Below are 19,658 nucleotides of genomic sequence, written 5' to 3' on the forward strand. Positions count from 1 at the left end.
TTTTAACGAGTAGTTATAAATAAAAATGGGCAGTTTGTGTCAAGTAGACGTGCTTAAAAAGTGGCATTATTTAAATGACTTTGATGCAAATTCGCCTTCAGAAAAACGCTTTTTTGTTCTATTTACTGGCCGTTTTTGAGGATACAATTTAATTGAAATAGACAAGGTCAACTACAAATATAGTTGACCTTTATCTTATTAAAACCGTAAATATTTACACTAAAGCAAACGCTCTATTCTAGTTTTTAGTTGGTCGTTTTCTCTCTCTAATTGTTCTTTTTGACGCATTAACTCAATGACCATTGCAGTAGCAACCCAATCAATCTGAAATTGCTGATTAAGTCGAACGGCTTTTTTTATCCAGTGAGCGCTGTCTAAATCAAAAATCCATTCAGAAATAGTATTTCCTTCAATGGGTATGGCTATCCCGTATTCTACAACTGCGTAAATCGAGTCTTGGGTAATTTCGTCGTATTCACATAACTCATGAATTGAAAGGTGAAGTGTAATTTCTGACATCTTAATTGCTCCAATCTGCTCTAGGATCAAAATTAGCGGCTTCAGCTAATTGAGCCCACAATTTTTCTGTTTCAGGAGTTGTTTTGCTTGGAATATCTATTTTAATCACGGCAAAAAGATCACCTTGCTGCTGTTTATGCTTAAGCCCTTTACCTTTCACACGTAACTTTTGTCCTGAGCGGCTATTAGCTGGAATATTAAGACTAATTTTCCCGTACAACGTCGGCACCTCGAGTTTAGTACCAAGTGCAGCTTCCCAAGGAGCTAAGGGTAAGGTAAGTAATAGGTTATGGCCCTGAACATCAAATAAAGGGTGGGGTATTAAACGAATATGTAAATATAAATCGCCATTTAATTTGCTTTCACTTCCTGGTACTCCTTGACCTTTAACTCTAATTCGCTCGCCATCAGAGGTCCCTTCAGGAATCTTAACTTCAAGTGACTTCTTCAGCTGTTCAACTCTATTACCGGTTAAATTAGGAACTGTATATTCCACTCTTTTCACTATGCCTTTAACAGATTCTTCCAAAAACAGTGGTACTTCTAATTCAACATCTTGGCCCTTAAATAAGTCAGACTCTGTTTGACGTGATTGTCGATGTTGACGATTTGCACCACCAAAAATTGAATTAAAAAAGTCGGAAAAATCAGCACTTCCAGAACCAGGTGAATGTTCATAGTTTCCACTAGGCTGCCAATCGGGCGGGACATCAAACCCTTTTCCTCCTTGAGCACCGTAACGTTTTAATTGATCATACTCGGCTCGTTTGTTTTCATTTTTCAATACTTCGTAGGCTTCAGCCACTTCTCTGAACTTTTCTTCTGCGTCTGGAGCTGCATTCATATCGGGATGAAGTTTGAGTGCAAGTTTACGATAGGCCTTTTTAATCTCTTTTAAATCAGCGTCATCTTTGACACCTAAAACTTGATAGTAATCTTTAAAATCCATACATGTTCCTTACCCGATAGTTAGAGCGACATAATGTTTACATCGTTCGGCGTAATAATTCTTTGACCTCATACATATTTTGTATGTATCAGTCTGATTATAGTTCCTTCATGATCGCGATATAAATGGTATTACTAGTTTGTATCCCTAAGAAGCAAATGTTGTTGATGTAGATCAACATAAAACGTGGCTATTGCTTTAAATTAATATACATCTTCAAACAACAGCGAGGCCTTTCAGATGATTTCCACTTCGATATTCCCAGGTCGTTATGTTCAAGGTGACCAAGCACTAAGCATTCTGCCTGAAGAAGTAGCAAGACACGGCAAGAGAGCTTTTATCATAGCTGATAAATTTGTTACTGATAGTAATAATGGAATGTTTAAAGAGGCTTTGGGTCAATTAAATGATTCTAAACTACAGCTTTTTGGTGGTGAATGTTGCGACCAAGAAATAACCAAGCTATGTGAACGGTTTTCCGGTGACACCAGTGATGTGATTATTGGTATTGGCGGTGGTAAAACACTTGATACAGCTAAAGTTGTCGGCTACAAACAAAATTGTCCGATCATCTTAATTCCAACCATTGCCTCTACTGACGCACCATGTAGCGCGTTATCCGTAATATACAATTCCGATGGTTCATTTAATCGATATGAAGTACTGCCACATAACCCTGAGGTGGTTTTAGTCGACACTAATGTCATAACCCACGCTCCGGTAAGATTTTTAGTGGCAGGCATGGGAGATGCATTTGCCACTTGGTTTGAAGCTGAAGATTGCAGAGTAAAACGCGGCACAAACATGACCGGCAGAGTAGGGCCACTAAGTGCTTATGCCTTAGCTAAGTTATGTCATGAAATCTTGATTGAATATGGTCTATATGCAAAACGCGCTTGTGAAAGCAGCATAGTAACGCCCGCACTTGAACATGTAGTTGAGGCCAATACGTTATTAAGTGGATTAGGCTTTGAAAGTGGCGGTTTGGCAGCAGCACATGCAATCCACAACGGATTAACGACTATCGCAGCTACTCACAATTATTATCATGGTGAAAAAGTCGCAATTGGACTTCAAGCAATGATGTTTCTCACTGATAGGCCCAGTAAAACCATTGATTTAGTATTCGATTTTTGTCAATCAATCGGTTTACCTATTTGTCTTGAGGATATTGGAATGATTGATCCCACGGAAGATGATCTAATGAAAGTTGCTAAACGAGCATGTGCTGAGGGTGAAACTATCCATAATGAGCCTTATGAAGTAACCCATAGAAAAGTCATGCATTGCATTAAAGCCGCAGATGCCGAAGGTAGACGTAGAAAGAAATTATAAATCTAATGGAGTTAACCATTTGTCAAAGCCCTTGACTCTGACAAGTGGTTTGCACACCTTTCAATGTGTTGGGCGACATGGACTAACCAGCGAAAAGCATCCAGCATGTTAGTTGCATCTACTATGTTAAACTCATCGTTGGTTACTCTTGTAAGTATATTATGCCTAAATTCCCGATGTTCAGAATTGAGTTTTTTGTATAATTCAGTCACTTTTTTCATTGGTGTTGACCATTGGTTTTGCTCAATTCCGCTGACTAATGTTGTTATTGCCTCGTTTAGTTTAATAGACCAATCATTGAGTTCAGTGGGTAGGGAATTAGAAAACCTTTGACTGGGTAATTCTTCGCATCGTTCATGTAACCTTTGCATATGATCCAAAGTGTGAATCATATTTAATAGGCGTTCTTGTTGCGCGCTGTTTTCAACCGGGATGGAATCTATAAATTCACGAGAAACATCAATATCGGTCTGTAGTTCAACCAGTTTAGTGGCCATTGAAGTGTCTTTTTGCAATATTTCTGACGTGGTTTTTAATAACGAAATCATTTGTTTTCTTAACGAATCCAGCGCTAAATCTAGTGCAATTGAAGGTTGATTAAGAATGCTGTCGTCTAACTGATCTGAATTTGTTTTTTGATTAGATCGAATTAAGCGTTCTATCACTTTTGCAAAAACGTTGCTAAAGGGTAAAACAATAATGATCCCGAGTAAGTTAAACGCCGAATGAAAAGTAATTAGCGCTATTTCTGCATGTTCAACGATAGGCTCTGCCGTAAGATATTCCCATGCCACTACAAAAGGCGTAACAAACATTAAAGCGGTTACACCTGTAAATAGATTATAAATCACATGAGAATAGCCAGTACGCTTAGCGGCTATAGATGCCCCCGTTGTTGCCATTAGTGCGGTTACAGTAGTGCCAATGTCCATTCCTATCACCAGGGTTGCTGCTACTTCAAAATCAATTAAATCGGAATAAAGCGCAGTTAATGCAGCGGCGACACCGGCGCTTGATGATTGGGTAACGAGGGTAAAAAGGATAGCAAAACCTAAAACCGTTAATTTTTGCAATAAGGTGGAAACCGACAAACCTTCGAATGAGAAAAAATCTCGCAGGCTAGACATACTTTGTTGGAGTTCAGTTATTCCTACAAAAATAAGTCCAAAACCCGCAATAGTTAGCCCTAATGCGGCTAAGTTCGTTTTAGCAAACAGACGAAGAAGAGCGCCACTAAAAATAAGCGGAAACGCAATTACACCGAGTTTAAGTTTAAACCCAAACAATAAAACCAACCATCCGGTAATGGTTGTTCCTATGTTAGCGCCAAATATAACGCCTAGCGAATGACTAAAAGTCATTAAACCAGCTCTTACAAAGCCGACCGTTGCCACAGTTACTGCACTAGAGGATTGTAAAATGGCTGTACTCAACGCGCCACAAAGTGCGCCAGAGTAGGGGCTGCGAGTGTATTCCATTAAACGAACTCTAATTAATTTACCTGCGAGATCTTTTAAACCGTCAGTCATAACTATCATGCCAAGCAAGAAAAGTCCGACGCCGCCTAAAATCTCTGCAAATAGTGTCCATTTATCTGTCATTCAATTTGCCCATAAGTTATCCATGCTACTGAGACACAATGTGTCCAGCTTGAAACTCTTCTAATCATGCAATTTTGTAACCCTGACACTGTAATATTTTCACAGATGCAGATATTAGATTAGTCTAGAAAACACAATTTTGAACCAATAAAAAAGATAGGTAAGAAAATAATTCTTTTAAATCAATGCATTTAGCCAATTTGAGCATACCAAACGAGTTGCCACGTCCACATGGTCCAGTCTTTGCTCCATACCTAGTGCAGTCAACAAACGTCTTATTTAACTTCAACACTAAACGGAGAATTTTATGAATGATGATCAAATTAAAGGCAACTGGAAAGAGTTAAAAGGTAAAGTACAGAAGAACTGGGGAAAGATTACCAATGATGACCTTGATAAAATGGAAGGTACTCGTAAAGAGTTAGTTGGTAAGGTCCAGCAGTCCTATGGAAAATCCAAAGAAGAAGCGGAAAAACAAGTCGATCAATTCCTTAATAGCTAATTTCTCGTTACTTTAAAAAAACTAGTGGTCGGTAAATACCGACCACTTTTTATACCGTACTAAGAAACGATCATTAACCATATTTCAAAAGCTTCATGTAATAACTTCCTGAATCATTCCTGAGTAAACCCTAAATCTCAATTCCCAAAATCTTAAAACTCTGAATCTTATAAGAGTATGTTCGAACCTCTAAACACTCAATTTAAACGGATGAGTGCTTATTAAGTTAAAGTGATGATCCAACAAAGATTAAATGGCCACAGAAAATAAATTCCTCTAAAACAAATCTTCTAATTGAATCTAGTTTGCTCAAAACAAAAATAAGAGTAACAGCACCGTACGTAAATTCTGACAACTTAGGTACGTTAAATTCAAAAAGCAGAAGCACACAGACTCGTTAAATAAGCCCATATTTTATCAAAAACGCCCGAGAAGCCCTCTCATCCACATTAATACCAATATTCGTATAATGTATATTATGTTAAATTAAATATAGTTTTATTAATAAGTGCTTACTCTCGCTGCCCGACACCACCAGAATTGACGTATTGAGGCTAAATGAGATTTTGTCACCCCTCTTTGAATTTAATAATTAAATTATTTTTGTAGGAACTCTTGCGTTTAATTTGATTGGAGTTGGCTTGTTGAATGGCAATTATTGAATACTATGATTTAATAGGTTCACTTCTTATAAAGCCCTAGATACTTTTAAACACTGATCGTTGAAATATGATCTGATTGAATGTTTTGTTTTTGTTTCTACAAACAGCTAGAAATTACTCTTTGGCTAATAATTGAAAGTGTTTTTCTTTCTCGGAAACTTACAAGTATCGACTGACGTTTCAATTATTGAACGCTACCAAGGCCCAGTTAGTAAATCTTACTAGTTAGTGGTTAATCGAGTCTTGTTTAAAAATTTCTCGATTACCTATTCTAGTTTATCTCTGTGATCTCAGTACTTTGTGATTAGCATTTCAAACATTAGTATTTTAAAAGAATAATTGAGTGTCATTTTTTTGGTATTTGAAAATTGACAGCCTAGCAATAGCTAAAATGAAGTGATTGTTTAGAGTGTTACATGGGTTTAAATAGCTGCAAATAAATACTTTTTCTCAATGTGGTAAGTGAATCATGGTTATATTTTGCGAATTTATTAACCTTTAGCTAAATTATTTAGTTATTGTTAGCTATAGCTAAATAATTTAGATTTTTGTAGTGAAAAAGTATTTATGAAACAACGGTACCTCAGCTTATTGGTATTTTTAGGGTTTTGTGTTGAAGCGTCTGATTCAAAACCCGTTATAGCTATTTTTGATCGGAAAATTGAATTGCCCAGCAATTGTGTCCGAAATATAAAACAAAGTAATCAAACGCAAATATCTTATTATTGTTCAGCAAATAATATTAAGTCTGACATTTGTGAAGTGATTGTTACTGCTAATGATTTTAATCAAAGCATTATTTCAAACTTGGTAGCGGATTTAAGTTTAGACAGTAACTCGTATAGATTGAACCAGTTTAAAGTATCGGAGTTGTCTAAAAAGGACAGCAATTCGGCATTTCGTATCTACACTTCAATATGTAACGCTGACGCATGTATTACTATTTTTGGAAACTATCAAACTGTTGTTTCTGATATAAAACAACAATTGAGGTAATTAAACAGATGATTGAGTATACAAAAGAAATGTGGGGGCTAGCCTCTGAAGGAGAAAAGCAAGGTGTACTCTTTTTTGTCGTCTTCTATCTGTTGATAGTGTGCTTATATTCTTTTATCAAACAAATTTTAATACGACAGTGGCCTGTAGCAAAAGGTACTTTATTAACAGCCTCTGTTGAACAATCGGGAGTACCGCAAATTCTTTTATCCGACCAAGAATATAAAGTGAACTCGTTATATGCGTATCAGGTCTCAGGTAAAGTGTATCAAGGAAAACGAGTGTCTCCATGGATTATAATTGCCTCGCACAATGCTAAATTCATCCTTAAAACCCAGTTAAATAAGATCAAAAAAAATGAAGATGGCAGCGTAAATGTAATTTATAACCCTAAAGCACCCGCTAAAAGCTATTTATTAAAACCAGGCGTTATTGGTATGGTTATCACTTTCGGTATCGCGGTTATCCCGCTGCTGTTATATTTTCAAGAATACTGTGCTTGAGGTCTTAAAAAGCACATAGGTATCGCCTCAGAACAGCACTTTAGTGGATTTTCATTTAGCGTTATGCAACAACCATAACCCTTCCCTATTTTTTATTTAATGCTGCTGTAGCCTGTTATACACACATAAACTCGCGTAAGCATCGTTGGATGCATAAAGTATTTGTTTTGTTGTTAACGTTATATTTGACCAATTACTTTTCTGTGCAGATTTCGAGAGTTTTTGATGCAGTACCATGGCAACCGCTAATCTCGCCCCAACCTTGTCCTTTAGATTAAGATGTTGCATCACTGAACTAGACAACTCTTCTGTATTGACCAATTCAACAGCAAATTTTTTACGCAACAACTTTCGATCAACGGTTAAGCCGAACCCTACTTTCTTAATCTCTGGATTTTGCAAAATAGGCAAAATTACAGTTAACGCGTCCAAAAAATGCGTTTGAAATAAATATGAATTATTAAGCGTGGATAACTGAATTAAATGAGGGCCATCAGAAACCTCCCCTTTAACAAATACAGGTTTAGATTCAGTATCAAAACCAAGTGCAACATGCTCTTCTAGTATTTGTAAAACTTGTTTTGCTCGTTTGTCAGTAGTCACAACTTCTACTTTATCTACAGGTAAGCCGACAAATATCGGTAATTGATTTATTTCATCCTTTGTTGGCCTATCCACTAGGTACCTCTATTTAGAAAGTTTTAGGAAGTACACCGTAAATCAAGTTCACCTGTTTGGGCAACTCATCTTCGACGATAAATAATGAATATCTTACCTACAAAGCGCCTATCTAGGAGATATAAAAAAACCTTAAGGAATTAATTATGTTGCGTAATGTCCATGTTAATATTCAATTATCTAAACTCAGTTTAAATTCGTATCTAAAGACTGAGTATAATGATTTAACACAATGACTTAACAAAGTGCATTAGAAATCAGGAAGATAACCTAAGTGACACAAAAGAAATCAACCATCAGTAAAGTAATACGAACTTTCGTCGTTTTGTGTTTGGTGCTTATTTTAGCGCTGCTGTTTTCGTTTGTGTTTAGAAACTCGTTGGTAGAATGGGTAAGTTCCTTTTGGCTAACAGAGGATGTTTCCATAGAATGTTTAGACTTCGACGTTGGTATGGATCCTTTATTAGTCATCAAAACAATATGTCTCAAGGCCGAAGGTATAGAGATTCAAATCAATAACGCAGAATATACTATTGCCTCAAGCGAGTTTTCTAAACGCAATTTTATTACTCAAGCCAATGTCAATATCGAACGTATAGATGTACTCCATCAACAAATCCCCTACTCATCAGACGCTGATCCTGAAGCAAACCCTGTCGCATTTGAGCAAACAGTAGCTAACAATGAGTTATGGTCACTGCCAGAGCTTTTGCCGCTGATTAAAATTGACCAAATCAATATAGATTCTTATCTTTTTGAACACGTTTTAAGTATTAGCATTTTTCAACCCAGTCGCTCGGAACTGGCCATTAGAGGTGACATAGAGGCAAATCTGGTGATAGCTAAAGGCAATGTTAGCGGCGATTTTAATTGGTCTGGAAAGTTAATTTTATCGCAAAGCCAGCAACTTGAAATAATGAGTCAGCCTTATCAAGGCTATATTAAAGATTGGCAAGGTTTGATGGAAATGCCAATTCAAAGCCATTTTCAATACTCAGGGTCAATGCTTCAAAGCCAACATGAGTTTAACCTCAGCAATGTTATTACATTTGATAATTGTGCGATCCCACTGCAAGTTGATGGGGTCATTGATACCCAGTTAATTTTGACATCGTTGCAACTGCAAATAGACCTTAGCTCTTTACACACTCAAGTAACAACGAGTCAATGTAGTTCGGCGACAGCGGTTACCACTGCAGTCAATCTAGATTCTTGGTTAATAGACATCCCTGCACTTAATACTGTATCTCAATCGGGTATTACGCTGCCAGAAATTAACCTCATGTCTAATGCAGTGGAAAATCCAGTAAAAATTAAGTTGAATGATATTCAAATAAGTAGTCAAAACGATGTGAAATTAAATTATCAGATGACACTAAATTCCAATGCAACCGCTATTTTAAGTGCTGATAGTGCTCAACCTATTGACGCAAAACTAAATATCACGGCCTCTGGGAGTATTTTAAAAGAGGCTGAAGAAACTCGAATTAGCGGTACTAAAAACCTTTTTCAGATTAGCGATGTAACAACCGATTTAGGCACAATTAAATCCGTTAATACTCGCTTCGATTTCTCTTTATTAAAAAGCGCTGATGGCCCTTGGAAAACACGTGGTAATGGTCAGATTCAGGCTAACGAGTTAACAAATAAAGCTTTAACTATTCGTTCTCTGGTCACTGATTTTAACATTGAGCAAGACACAATCGCTCTGTTAACCGTTAATCTTAAAACTAAGCTGCAAGGGATTCAAAATGATAAATTTGCGGTGAAAACGGTTAGTAACGATCTCAGCCTTAGTTTCGCTGAATTTCAACAAATCAGTGGCAACGGGAAATCAAAATTACAAGGCATTACTGCAAATACTGTCAATATAAGTAGTTTCGATTTTAACCATCAAGTTAACGGCCAGATTCAACCCTACAAGTTAGCTGGGAACCATGAGTTTACTTTGCCTTCTGGTTTATTAGGGAATCTATTTCACGATGAGCAAAATATATCGGTTTTAGTGCCTGAACAGTCAGTAACCTATCTTAATTCCATTGTGAAACAGTTAGCGCCAGAGCTGAATTTGTTAACCGGAAAACTAGCGGTGAGTTTAACAAAGGCAAATGACGAAAGTGACTTCAACGGTAAGGCTATGCTGAATAATTTGAGCGCCGAATACCAAGATTATCAGATAATAAATGCACAAATTGACGCTCCATTTATACTTGATTCATCTGGAATTCAGCTTAACAATGGCAAAATTAACGTAGAAGAGATTAATGTAGGCGTCCCCATGACGCAGATTGACGCAAGTTTAAGTATGCACGATAGTGTGCCTAAGTTAGATTTTGCCCAAGCCCACATTATTGGCGGACAAGTGACACTTTCTGACTTTTGGCTAGACAACCGAAAACAATTACTTATGCTGGATATTAATGATATTGATTTAAAGCAACTGGTAGATTTACAAAATCAAGAAGGTATCGAAGTTAGCGGTGAAGTATCTGGAGATCTACCCATTTATTGGGACTCCGGATTCAGCACAATTGACAAAGGTATATTATTAAACGATGGGCCTGGTAAGTTAAAAATAAGCAATAACGAAGCCTTTAACGCCATCAAACAACAGCAAGATCAATTGGCCTTTTTAGAAAATGTCGAATTTAGCAAGCTTTCAAGTGAAGTATCTCTGTCGGATGATGGCTGGTTAGATTTGAAAATCGGAATAAATGGAATTAACCCTGAAAAAAACCAAGAAATAAACTTTAATTACAGCCATAAAGAAAACATTTTCACGTTATTTAAGTCAATGCGAATAACTAACTCAGTTCAAAATTCCATTGAAAAACGCATTCAACAAAGATTATCAAATAAGGATAAGAATCTGTGAAAAAACTGCTCATATTGGTTCCTGCAATGTTTATCATTGCTTGTACGCACACAGTGCAAGTTGAAACCAAAGAACCGATTACAATTAATATTAACGTTAAAGTTGACCATGAAATTAGGGTTAAAGTTGACAAAGAATTAGATGATATCTTCAGTGATGACAGTGAATTATTTTAAGGAGTTATGATGAAATTTTTACGTATAACAATGTTAAGTACCCTACTCTTTTGTAGCGCTGTATTTGCTCTAGAGTTAGATGATGCTAAACAAAGTGGTTTAGTCGGCGAACAAGACAACGGCTATTTAGGCGCGGTAGTAAACCGCTCTGATGTGATGGAATTAGTTGGTGAGATCAATGTTAAACGCAAAGCGAAATACATTGAGTTGGCAAATAAAAATAATATATCTTTAGCACAAGTTGAAAAATTAGCCGCTAAAAAAGCTTTCGAAAAAACCGCTAAGGGACACTACATCAAATATGATGGTGATTGGGTGAAAAAATAATGGTCAGGGGGTTTTTGACTATCTAAATATCATCATTTGATTGTCAAAAGCCTCAGCTTGCACGACCGCAATATGGTCAATGAGCAAACTGACAGAGATTTATGCATGGATGCATTAAAACGTCTCGAAGAAAAAAATAAACAACATCAGCAATTATTGAAAAAAGCAAAATAAACGGATCTTTCCAATATTTTTACTCGCTATTTTGGCTTTTCTGATTTATCTAGCTACTATTTGGTACGTTGCGGATTTAAGCAGTTCAAGGGAGCCTGATCGACTACCAGAGATGACGCGGCACTTATGGTTACTGTGTATGATCTTTACTGTCGGCTTAGGGTCAATGTTGGTAATTAAGAGTTATACCTCGACTCTTTACGCGGAAACCGTTGCTCAAAGAGTAAATGCTAGATTAAACTATATGGTAGTAATCTCCAACGCCCTGTGGCTATTACTACCTGGCTTAGGGTTAATTTACCTTGGTATTTGGCTTGATGATTTGATCACGGCTAACCGTTATGCACTAGCAAAATTTTTGAGGTTCGGTTTTAATCATCCTCCATTTATATTAGAAATAATTGCGGTAGGAACAATCGTTCTCAGTGCAACGATTTTAGTTATTTCTATTTTTCTAAATTTTGTTTTACTCCCAAGATTCATTGCGCATCAAGTTAGAAAGCTAAAACGCAAAAAAACCTAACTATATAGACAACTCACTTCGACATTTAAGGTCCCGATCAAAACCACGAAAATAATACGTACTATTACCTATATCGACTGATTTTTCGAACCTTTATACTTCCCCATTCTGAAATTAACCCCATTAAATCACCTATCTAATTTTAAAAGAAAATTGCCTAAAAGCGATTTGTACTTAGAGTGTGGATGTTTGTAATAGGAAAGGACGGTTAGAATGGAAAAAGTAAAAACCGCTGGGACTCAGTTGTTGTGGCATACTATTTCTGCACAAGAATCTATTGCTAAATTAAACTCAAATGAGTTAGGCGTAACCCAAAGCGATGCCATAGAAAGGCTTAAAAATCATGGACCTAACCGACTTCCGCAAACTTCAGGGCGAAATCCTTTACTACGGTTCTTCTCACACTTTCACAACATATTAATATATGTATTAATCGGCTCTGCAATCATTACTGCGTTGCTTGAGCATTGGATAGATAGCGGCGTAATATTAACGGTTGTGATTGCTAATGCCATTATTGGTTATATCCAAGAAGGCAAAGCCGAACAAGCAATGAATGCTATTCGTCACATGCTAGCACCTAAGGCGAATGTTATTCGCGACGGTGAACGAATTACCATTGATGGCGAAAATTTAGTGCCTGGTGATATCGTGCTTTTAGAGGCTGGAGATAAAGTCCCTGCCGATTTGAGATTATTCAGCGCGCATAACGCATACATCCAAGAAGCCATTTTAACCGGTGAATCGGTTCCTGTAGAAAAAAACATTCAACTGGTAGATGTAAATTCATCCTTGGGCGATCGTTCATGTATGGCGTTTTCAGGAACATTAGTTACTAGTGGACAATGCAAAGGCGTGGTCGTTGCTACTGGGCCGGATACTGAAATAGGACGCATCAGTGGGTTATTGAATAAAGTTGAAACACTAACCACTCCCCTAGTTACGCAAATGGGAATATTTGCAAAATGGTTAACGGTGTTCATTTTGGTGATCGCAGCTTTATTAATTGTATTTGGTACTTTTGTAGCGAACTACGATTTTACTGAAATGTTTATGGCTGTAGTTGGCCTATCCGTTGCGGCAATTCCTGAAGGTTTACCAGCGGTACTAACGATTACACTTGCTATTGGCGTACAAGCTATGGCTCGTCGAAATGCCATCGTCCGACGACTACCAGCGATTGAAACATTGGGTTCTGTGTCTGTCATTTGTACCGATAAAACTGGAACTCTGACCCGCAATGAAATGATGGTTTCGTCTGTTCTTACCCACAAGCACTTATTTACCCTAACCGGAAACGGCTACGAGCCTAGGGGCACACTAAAATTAGGCGACAATACAGTCACTCTGGATGAACATTCTATGCTCGAAGAAATAGCTCGAGCATCAACACTGTGTAACGATGCGGCGCTTCGCGAGGTTGGGGATAACTGGACGGTAGAAGGTGATCCTATGGAAGGCGCTTTATTAGCATTCGCTGGGAAAATGGATTTAGATATTCGCCAAGAAAAAGCCCTATGGACACGCACAGACGCTATTCCGTTTGACGCTAAACATCGATTTATGGCTACCCTAAACCATGATCACGAACAACACGCTTTTGCATTTATCAAAGGAGCGCCTGAACAAATATTAGCGATGTGTGAAAATCAACGAGGCGCGGATGGTTCAACAGAACCACTTGATAAAAACTACTGGAATCAACAATCAGAATCTATCGCAGCTTTAGGTCAGCGGGTTTTAGCTTTCGCGGTAAAATCAATGCCGCCAGAGCATTCCGTTCTGGAACATCAGGATATAACTGGCAGTATAACCTTATTAGGTTTAGTTGGCATGATCGATCCCCCTAGGCAAGAGGCAATTGAGGCGGTAGCTGAATGTCACCGCGCAGGTATACAAGTCAAAATGATAACGGGCGACCATACTAAAACTGCGGCGGCTATTGGCAAACAAATCGGTTTGCACAACCTTGAAAAGGTCCTTACTGGTGCAGATTTAGACCAACTGGATGATACTCAGTTACGCCAAATCGTCCTCGATTGTGATATTTTCGCGCGTACAAGTCCTGAACACAAACTACGACTCGTTATGGCCCTACAATCCCATGGAATGACAGTTGCCATGACGGGGGATGGGGTGAATGATGCCCCTGCCCTTAAGCGCGCGGATGCCGGTATTGCGATGGGACAAAAAGGCAGCGAAGCGGCTAAAGAAGCAGCTGACCTAGTATTAGCTGATGACAACTTCTCTTCCATTGTCGCAGCTGTTGCGGAAGGACGGACCGTTTACGATAATTTGAAAAAGGTAATTAGCTGGACGTTACCCACTAATGCCGGTGAAGCCATGACAATCATTGTGGCTTTATTAATGGGAATGACATTGCCTGTCACCCCAATACAAATTTTATGGATAAATTTAGTCACGGCAATCACACTCGGGGTGGTATTGGCCTTTGAACCAACTGAAGAAGATACTATGCAGCGACCGCCAAGAAGCCGCAATGAGCCGCTATTGAACGCTGGATTAATTTGGCATGTGGTGTTGGTCTCGCTGTTATTTTTATGCGGTGTATTCGGTATTTATCAATATGCAATTGAAAAAGGTTATTCAATTGAACTGGCTCGCACTATCGCGTTAAATACGCTGGTTGTTATGGAAATTTTTCACCTTTTCTTCATCCGTAATATTTATGGCACATCGTTAACCTGGAAGGCGATTCGCGGCACGAAATTTGTGTGGTCAGTAATTTTAGCCATTACACTAGCTCAATTTGCCATCACTTACTTAAAACCACTTCAATCTGTATTTGATACTGTGGCAATTCCTTTTTGGGATGGTCTGATAATTGTCGCTGTTGGGGTTGCACTATTTACCATTATTGAAATTGAAAAACAGCTACGTTTAGCGTTTACAAAAGTAAAAAATAGCAACTAACTCAACGATTATCTAAACTACTGACTCATCTAATCTCCTGCACTAATAAGAGCTATTTTTAGTAAAGGAGATTAGTAACAACAGCCACCATTTAAATAACCGTTTTAATGCTTACGAAACCGGAGATACAAAGCCTTTAGGTTTTATCGCTAACACTGAACTTTGTAATTGATAAAGAATAGTCTCAGCAGTATTTCCAATAACAAGTCCTGCAATACCTGTCCGTGCAACGGTTCCCATAACCACTAAATCGGCTTTAATGCTATCGGCTATTTTAGGCAATTCCTGACCGGGGTTGCCTTTACTTATGTGTGAGCGAAGGGATAAGAAATTGAAAGCCTCCTCTCCTATTTTTTGTTTTAACTCATCAAATATAGAATCCATCCTAAATTTTCTATTACGGTACTCCGACTCGTACAATTCTCTTTCAACTTTTTCTGGTTGTTCGACCCAAAGGCTAATAAATCCAGCATCAGGCACGTCATACGCATTTACTACGTGCAATGTGGCAAATTCAGACAAGGATATTGACCCTGCGAGTTCAATGATCATGTCATTTAATTCATCGTTACAGGTTTCATCATCTTCTGAATCAAAATCAACCGCCGCCATAACGTGTTTATATTCAGCCTGTTCATCTTTCTTCATTAACCACACTGGGCAAGGACAATTGCGTAGTAATTGCATATCATCACTGCCGATTAAGCGATCTAACCAGCTAACTTTATCAGCCTCTTTTACCACCAAATCATATTTTTGGGAAAGAACGGCTCGGATACTTTCTAAATACCTTTTACCTACTCTGACTTGAGCTTTTGCGTTTACCTCGTTATCCAAGGAAGCAATCAACTGTTGTAAATTTTCGAGTTCACTATTGAGGATATTTTCTTCGAGTTTGTGCTTATCAATACCTGTACTTTTTGGAAGAGAAAGTTTAGGAAGCACATAAAGCAAGGTTAAATCTGCTTGGTTGTTTTTAGCAAGGGAAACTGTTCGCATTAGTGCGGGTGAAGGTTCGTTCATGTGATTGCTCATTACGTATAGAAAGTTCTTAAACCTTTTCATATTGAGTATCTCCTATTACATTTTCATTTGATTGCACATAAAGTCCATCGAGTAAAACACTAGCTGCCCGATCTGCGGTATCTTGGAAGGGTTCTAAAATCAGTTCAACACCAAGTAAGGCTAACTCTTCGCTATCATCGCTACTATGTGAAACAGCGCCAAGCTTGCCAGTGAAACCAGCAACTTGAGTTAATTGAACTATGGTTCTTCGTGTGTCTTCTGCTGATAAGCCAGTTTGGTGATGCGGGATGGTTGATAACACCCATTTAGCGCGTTTGAGGGGTAATTCAAGAATAAATTCGGCATCAGTTGCGTCGCCATACTCGGTACTTAGACCCAGATAATTCCAACGTTTTATCGCAGCAGGATTAAAATCGACGCCTAACACTTTGATTCCTTTCTGTTTCAAACGCATGGCAATAGCGGTCCCCAAACGGCCTAGCCCAAAGATAATCACCGAGTAATCTTCACCGGAAAGGTGTTCAGTGGCTTTTTCTCGAGGTGCCCCAGGACGCTCAAACCAACTAATAAAGGGTTCAAAAAATCCATACAATTGATGGGAATAAGTGATCATATAAGTTGATGCTGCGATAGTGACAATGCCGACTAAAGTCACTAATCCTAAAATATCTGAGGGTACATGGCCTAAGCTGATACCCATAGCAATAAAAATCAATGAGAATTCGCTTATTTGTGCCACTGTCAAACCTGCTAGAAATCCGGTCCTTTTGCGATACCCCAATATCCCCATAATAATCATAACAATTAGAGGATTACCAATAAGCACAAACAATGAAAATAGGATTGCGCCTTGAAAATGAGAACCCAGTAGGGTCAGATCTAGCGAAGCACCTAACGCAACAAAAAAGAACAATAATAAAAAATCACGTAAGGGCGCGAGTCTAGCCGCAATACTTTCACGATATGGCGTAGAGGCTAAAGAAACGCCTGCTAATAACCCCCCTACTTCCATGCCCAACCCCACTAGATCTCCAATTGCAGCAAATAACGCTGCTTGTGCTATAGCATAAATAACCAATAATTCTGGGGCTTTTGCTAATATTTCTGTAAGGGGATTGGCAATATAGCGAACAAAAACGATCACAAAGCAAACCAAGCCAACTCCTGAAGCGGCTACCTGTAAGACAGATGAATCACCACCATGACCAGAACCAATACCGATGGCGGCCAAAACGATCATAGCTAACACTACGACCAAATCTTGTACTATCAAAAACCCTAACGCAATTTGACCGTGTAAGGAGTCGATTTCACGCTTATCTGACAGAAGTTTTACAATAATTATGGTGGATGAAAAAGTGAGCGAAACAGCTACATATACACTAGTAATCTGATCTAAACCTATGGCTAAACCAATGTAATATCCCACTAAAGAAGTAAAGGCAACTTGCCCAAGACCGGTTAAAACCGATACCCCGCCAATGGATTTAATCAATTTAACATCGAGTTTGATGCCTACTAGAAACAACAGTACCGCTATACCCAATTCAGATAAGAGTTTAATTTGTTCTTGAGAATGGACGATATCTAAAACCGATGGGCCAGCGACTAGACCTACAGCAATAAAACTGACAATAAGAGGTTGCCGCAAAAGCAGGCCGATAAAGCCCAGCAAAGCGGCTAACACTAAGAGCGCGGCAATTTCTGCGAAAGATGATCGAGAAATAATATCAAAAATGTTCACAACAGCATTCCTATTCCTTGTAGTCGTGTCGATTCATTATTTAATTGATAGTAACCTGACTTATCCATTTAATGTTCAACGCACCACCGCTGCTCATTGGGAGTTTAATAAACCTAACCCCCCCCTTTATCAAGTCTTCATCTGCAATTTATGCCAGTCAGTAATAGCGCAGCTTTTAGCGGCAGAAACTGTCCAATTCAGTGAAACAACTTTAGTCAGTTAAGGTTTCATTGATAGCTTTTAATTATACCAGCTAACGCATTATTGAGAATAAATTTAACCATCTCTTTTGTTTGTAAATTGATAATGGTTGAGGGCTTATTCATGTCAAATTTTGTCTTCAACCGCTTTTAACTTTAAACCTACAGATACAATATGATCGCCATTAACTTCTCGAACAATTAGCTTAACTTGACCTAGTTTTACATGATCTCCAACCACGGGCTTACCGTGAAAATGATTGATAAGGTAACGCTCTATAGTGATGCCTTCATTAGACGGGGCGACGTCGAACCCGTAGACGTGAGCTATATCGGTTAAGCGAGCCTCTGGATTCAAAACAAACTCACCAAAGAAACGGTCAGATTCTAAGAAGGACGAATGCGCAGCAGAAGCGAAAAAACGGCCAAATGCAGGTCTTGCGCTACTGGTAGCCAAAATCATCACTTGATCATCCCCTAACAATTTTTCGTGCTCTTCAACATCGGCAAGAATACCTCTGCGAATAACCCCAACAATCTGACTTCCTTCAGCTGACGGCAATTGTTTAATAGTCGACTCAGCCGCGCGACTCCCGGCTAGAACAGGATATATAAGGAGTTCTTTATCCTGTTCGTGTTTTATCTTTAACTGTAAATATTCAGGTTCTTTTGCCGTTGGCGGCAATTCAATTTGCAACCATCTCGCCATTGGAGCCATTGTCCAACCTTGTAACACTAAAGAAATTAAAACCACAAAGAAAACCAATTCAAAATAGGTCTGAGTGTGCTCTAATCCAGCCAATGATGGGAATAGCGCTAAGATAATTGGAACCGCACCACGTAACCCACACCAACTAATAAAGGTTTGTTCCCGCCATGGAAAGTGAAAAGGCAGTAACGAAATCAATACTGCCAATGGTCTGGCGATAAATATCAGTACAAAAGCAATTGCCATAGCCGGAATTATGATCGGGACCAGATTACTCGGCGTAACCAAAAGGCCTAGCATTAAAAACATACCAATTTGACTCAACCAAGCGATACCATCATGAAATCTATGGATATCATTGCTATAAGGAATTGAAGTATTACCAATCATTACCCCAGCAATAAAGATCGCGAGAAACCCACTTCCATCCCAAAGTGTGGTCAAACCGAACAGGCTAATACCGCCAGCTAACGCCAACAATGGATACAATGAAACAGGCAGGGGTACGCGTCTTAACAATTGTGACAGCACATAACCGCCTGCAAAACCTATGGCTAGACCCAGTCCCATTTGACGGAAAAGCTCATTAAATATTGTCCAACCCTGACTACCATCACCACTAAGTTGTATAATTTGTACTAAAGTAATGGTTAAAAATATGGCCATGGGATCATTTGATCCAGATTCAATTTCGAGGGTGGCTCCAGTACGCTCTTTCAGTTCTAATCCAGCATTCCTCAATAAGCCGAATACTGCTGCAGCATCAGTAGAACCAACAATTGCACCAATTAGTAAACCTTCTTGCCATGGTAATCCTAAAATCGCATGGGCGGCATAACCGGTAATGCCGGCGGTAATTAAAACGCCAACGGTAGCTAAAGATAACGCTGGCTTGAGGCTTACACGAAAAGTGTCTTTACGAGTACCTAAACCACCGTCAAAAATGATAATGGCTAATGCCACATTTCCAAATAGGAAAGCGAGGCTAAAATCGTCAAATTTCACCCCCCCTAAACCTTGTTCTCCGGCAAGCATGCCTAACAGTAAAAAAACCAAAAGAATTGGAGCCCCGATGCGACGAGTGAGTACTGTCGCAATAACACAAAGTAAAGCGAGAATAGCCGCGCCAAATATATTTTGGTATATGAGATCTATTGTCATAATGTTCCTAATTAGCCCAAACTTCAGATAAGTATTGTTTCCTAACAACGCTATTTTATTAGGC

The 19,658-nt window shown here is 38.6% G+C and carries 16 protein-coding genes; 9 read left to right on the forward strand and 7 right to left on the reverse strand.

All coding sequences use genetic code 11. The features are described from left to right. Window positions 1-219: 219 nt before the first annotated feature. Both VUI23_RS10640 and VUI23_RS10645 read right to left on the reverse strand, forming a co-directional pair. Window positions 220-519: a chaperone modulator CbpM gene (locus VUI23_RS10640; RefSeq protein ID WP_216046606.1), complete on the reverse strand. Its 300-nt coding sequence runs from the start codon at window positions 517-519 to the stop codon at window positions 220-222. Between the two features lies 1 nt (window position 520). Continuing rightward, window positions 521-1,468 carry a DnaJ C-terminal domain-containing protein gene (locus VUI23_RS10645; RefSeq protein ID WP_342808206.1) on the reverse strand — a complete coding sequence of 316 codons (948 nt, stop codon included), beginning with the start codon at window positions 1,466-1,468 and terminating at the stop codon, window positions 521-523. A 240-nt stretch (window positions 1,469-1,708) separates the two neighbouring features. Here VUI23_RS10645 and VUI23_RS10650 point away from each other — a divergent pair, with 240 nt between their 5' ends. After that, window positions 1,709-2,803 (forward strand): glycerol dehydrogenase, encoded by a 1,095-nt coding sequence (locus tag VUI23_RS10650; protein WP_216046608.1) that lies wholly within the window; start codon window positions 1,709-1,711, stop codon window positions 2,801-2,803. An 11-nt stretch (window positions 2,804-2,814) separates the two neighbouring features. Here the strand turns inward: VUI23_RS10650 and VUI23_RS10655 are convergent, their stop codons facing one another. Next, on the reverse strand, window positions 2,815-4,404 hold the full coding sequence (locus tag VUI23_RS10655; protein WP_342808208.1) for a Na/Pi symporter: 1,590 nt from the start codon (window positions 4,402-4,404) through the stop codon (window positions 2,815-2,817). 307 nt (window positions 4,405-4,711) lie between these two features. On the opposite strand from VUI23_RS10655, the gene VUI23_RS10660 reads away from it, so the two are divergent. From VUI23_RS10660 to VUI23_RS10670, 3 genes are all read left to right on the forward strand, one after another. Beyond that, window positions 4,712-4,906 (forward strand): CsbD family protein, encoded by a 195-nt coding sequence (locus tag VUI23_RS10660; RefSeq protein ID WP_216046610.1) that lies wholly within the window; start codon window positions 4,712-4,714, stop codon window positions 4,904-4,906. 1,229 nt (window positions 4,907-6,135) lie between these two features. Continuing rightward, entirely contained in the window at window positions 6,136-6,564 is a 429-nt protein-coding gene (locus VUI23_RS10665; RefSeq protein WP_342808210.1) for a hypothetical protein, read from the forward strand. A gap of 8 nt (window positions 6,565-6,572) precedes the next feature. Then, complete coding sequence (locus tag VUI23_RS10670) at window positions 6,573-7,067, forward strand: DUF3592 domain-containing protein (RefSeq protein ID WP_342808212.1); 495 nt, start codon at window positions 6,573-6,575, stop codon at window positions 7,065-7,067. A gap of 96 nt (window positions 7,068-7,163) precedes the next feature. Here VUI23_RS10670 and VUI23_RS10675 read toward each other — a convergent pair whose 3' ends face one another. Further along, on the reverse strand, window positions 7,164-7,745 hold the full coding sequence (locus tag VUI23_RS10675; RefSeq protein ID WP_303499941.1) for a 3'-5' exonuclease: 582 nt from the start codon (window positions 7,743-7,745) through the stop codon (window positions 7,164-7,166). Between the two features lie 274 nt (window positions 7,746-8,019). Here VUI23_RS10675 and VUI23_RS10680 point away from each other — a divergent pair, with 274 nt between their 5' ends. From VUI23_RS10680 to VUI23_RS10700, 5 genes are all read left to right on the forward strand, one after another. Then, window positions 8,020-10,620 (forward strand): YdbH domain-containing protein, encoded by a 2,601-nt coding sequence (locus VUI23_RS10680; protein ID WP_342808214.1) that lies wholly within the window; start codon window positions 8,020-8,022, stop codon window positions 10,618-10,620. Window positions 10,621-10,646: 26 nt separating this feature from the next. After that, window positions 10,647-10,796: a YnbE family lipoprotein gene (locus tag VUI23_RS10685; RefSeq protein WP_216046757.1), complete on the forward strand. Its 150-nt coding sequence runs from the start codon at window positions 10,647-10,649 to the stop codon at window positions 10,794-10,796. Between the two features lie 6 nt (window positions 10,797-10,802). Then, entirely contained in the window at window positions 10,803-11,123 is a 321-nt protein-coding gene (locus VUI23_RS10690) for a YdbL family protein (RefSeq protein ID WP_216046615.1), read from the forward strand. Between the two features lie 340 nt (window positions 11,124-11,463). Continuing rightward, the gene (locus VUI23_RS10695) at window positions 11,464-11,820 is read left to right on the forward strand and encodes a hypothetical protein (protein WP_342804371.1); all 357 of its coding nucleotides are present in this window, start codon (window positions 11,464-11,466) and stop codon (window positions 11,818-11,820) included. 213 nt (window positions 11,821-12,033) lie between these two features. Further along, entirely contained in the window at window positions 12,034-14,754 is a 2,721-nt protein-coding gene (locus tag VUI23_RS10700) for a cation-transporting P-type ATPase (protein WP_342804372.1), read from the forward strand. A 111-nt stretch (window positions 14,755-14,865) separates the two neighbouring features. Here the strand turns inward: VUI23_RS10700 and VUI23_RS10705 are convergent, their stop codons facing one another. From VUI23_RS10705 to VUI23_RS10715, 3 genes are all read right to left on the reverse strand, one after another. Beyond that, window positions 14,866-15,819, reverse strand: a complete 954-nt coding sequence (locus VUI23_RS10705) for a universal stress protein (RefSeq protein ID WP_216046618.1) — start codon at window positions 15,817-15,819, stop codon at window positions 14,866-14,868. Beyond that, a complete protein-coding gene (locus VUI23_RS10710) occupies window positions 15,806-17,524 on the reverse strand; it encodes a cation:proton antiporter (protein WP_342804373.1) in 1,719 nt (572 codons plus the stop codon). Before VUI23_RS10710 ends, VUI23_RS10705 begins: the two co-directional genes overlap by 14 nt. Before the next feature lie 327 nt (window positions 17,525-17,851). Next, window positions 17,852-19,594, reverse strand: coding sequence for a potassium/proton antiporter (locus tag VUI23_RS10715; RefSeq protein ID WP_342804374.1), 1,743 nt, complete (start codon window positions 19,592-19,594; stop codon window positions 17,852-17,854). Between the last annotated feature and the right edge of the window lie 64 nt (window positions 19,595-19,658).

Source organism: Alteromonas sp. M12 (genome assembly GCF_037478005.1).
In the GTDB taxonomy this organism is placed as follows: Bacteria; Pseudomonadota; Gammaproteobacteria; order Enterobacterales; family Alteromonadaceae; genus Aliiglaciecola; species Aliiglaciecola lipolytica_A.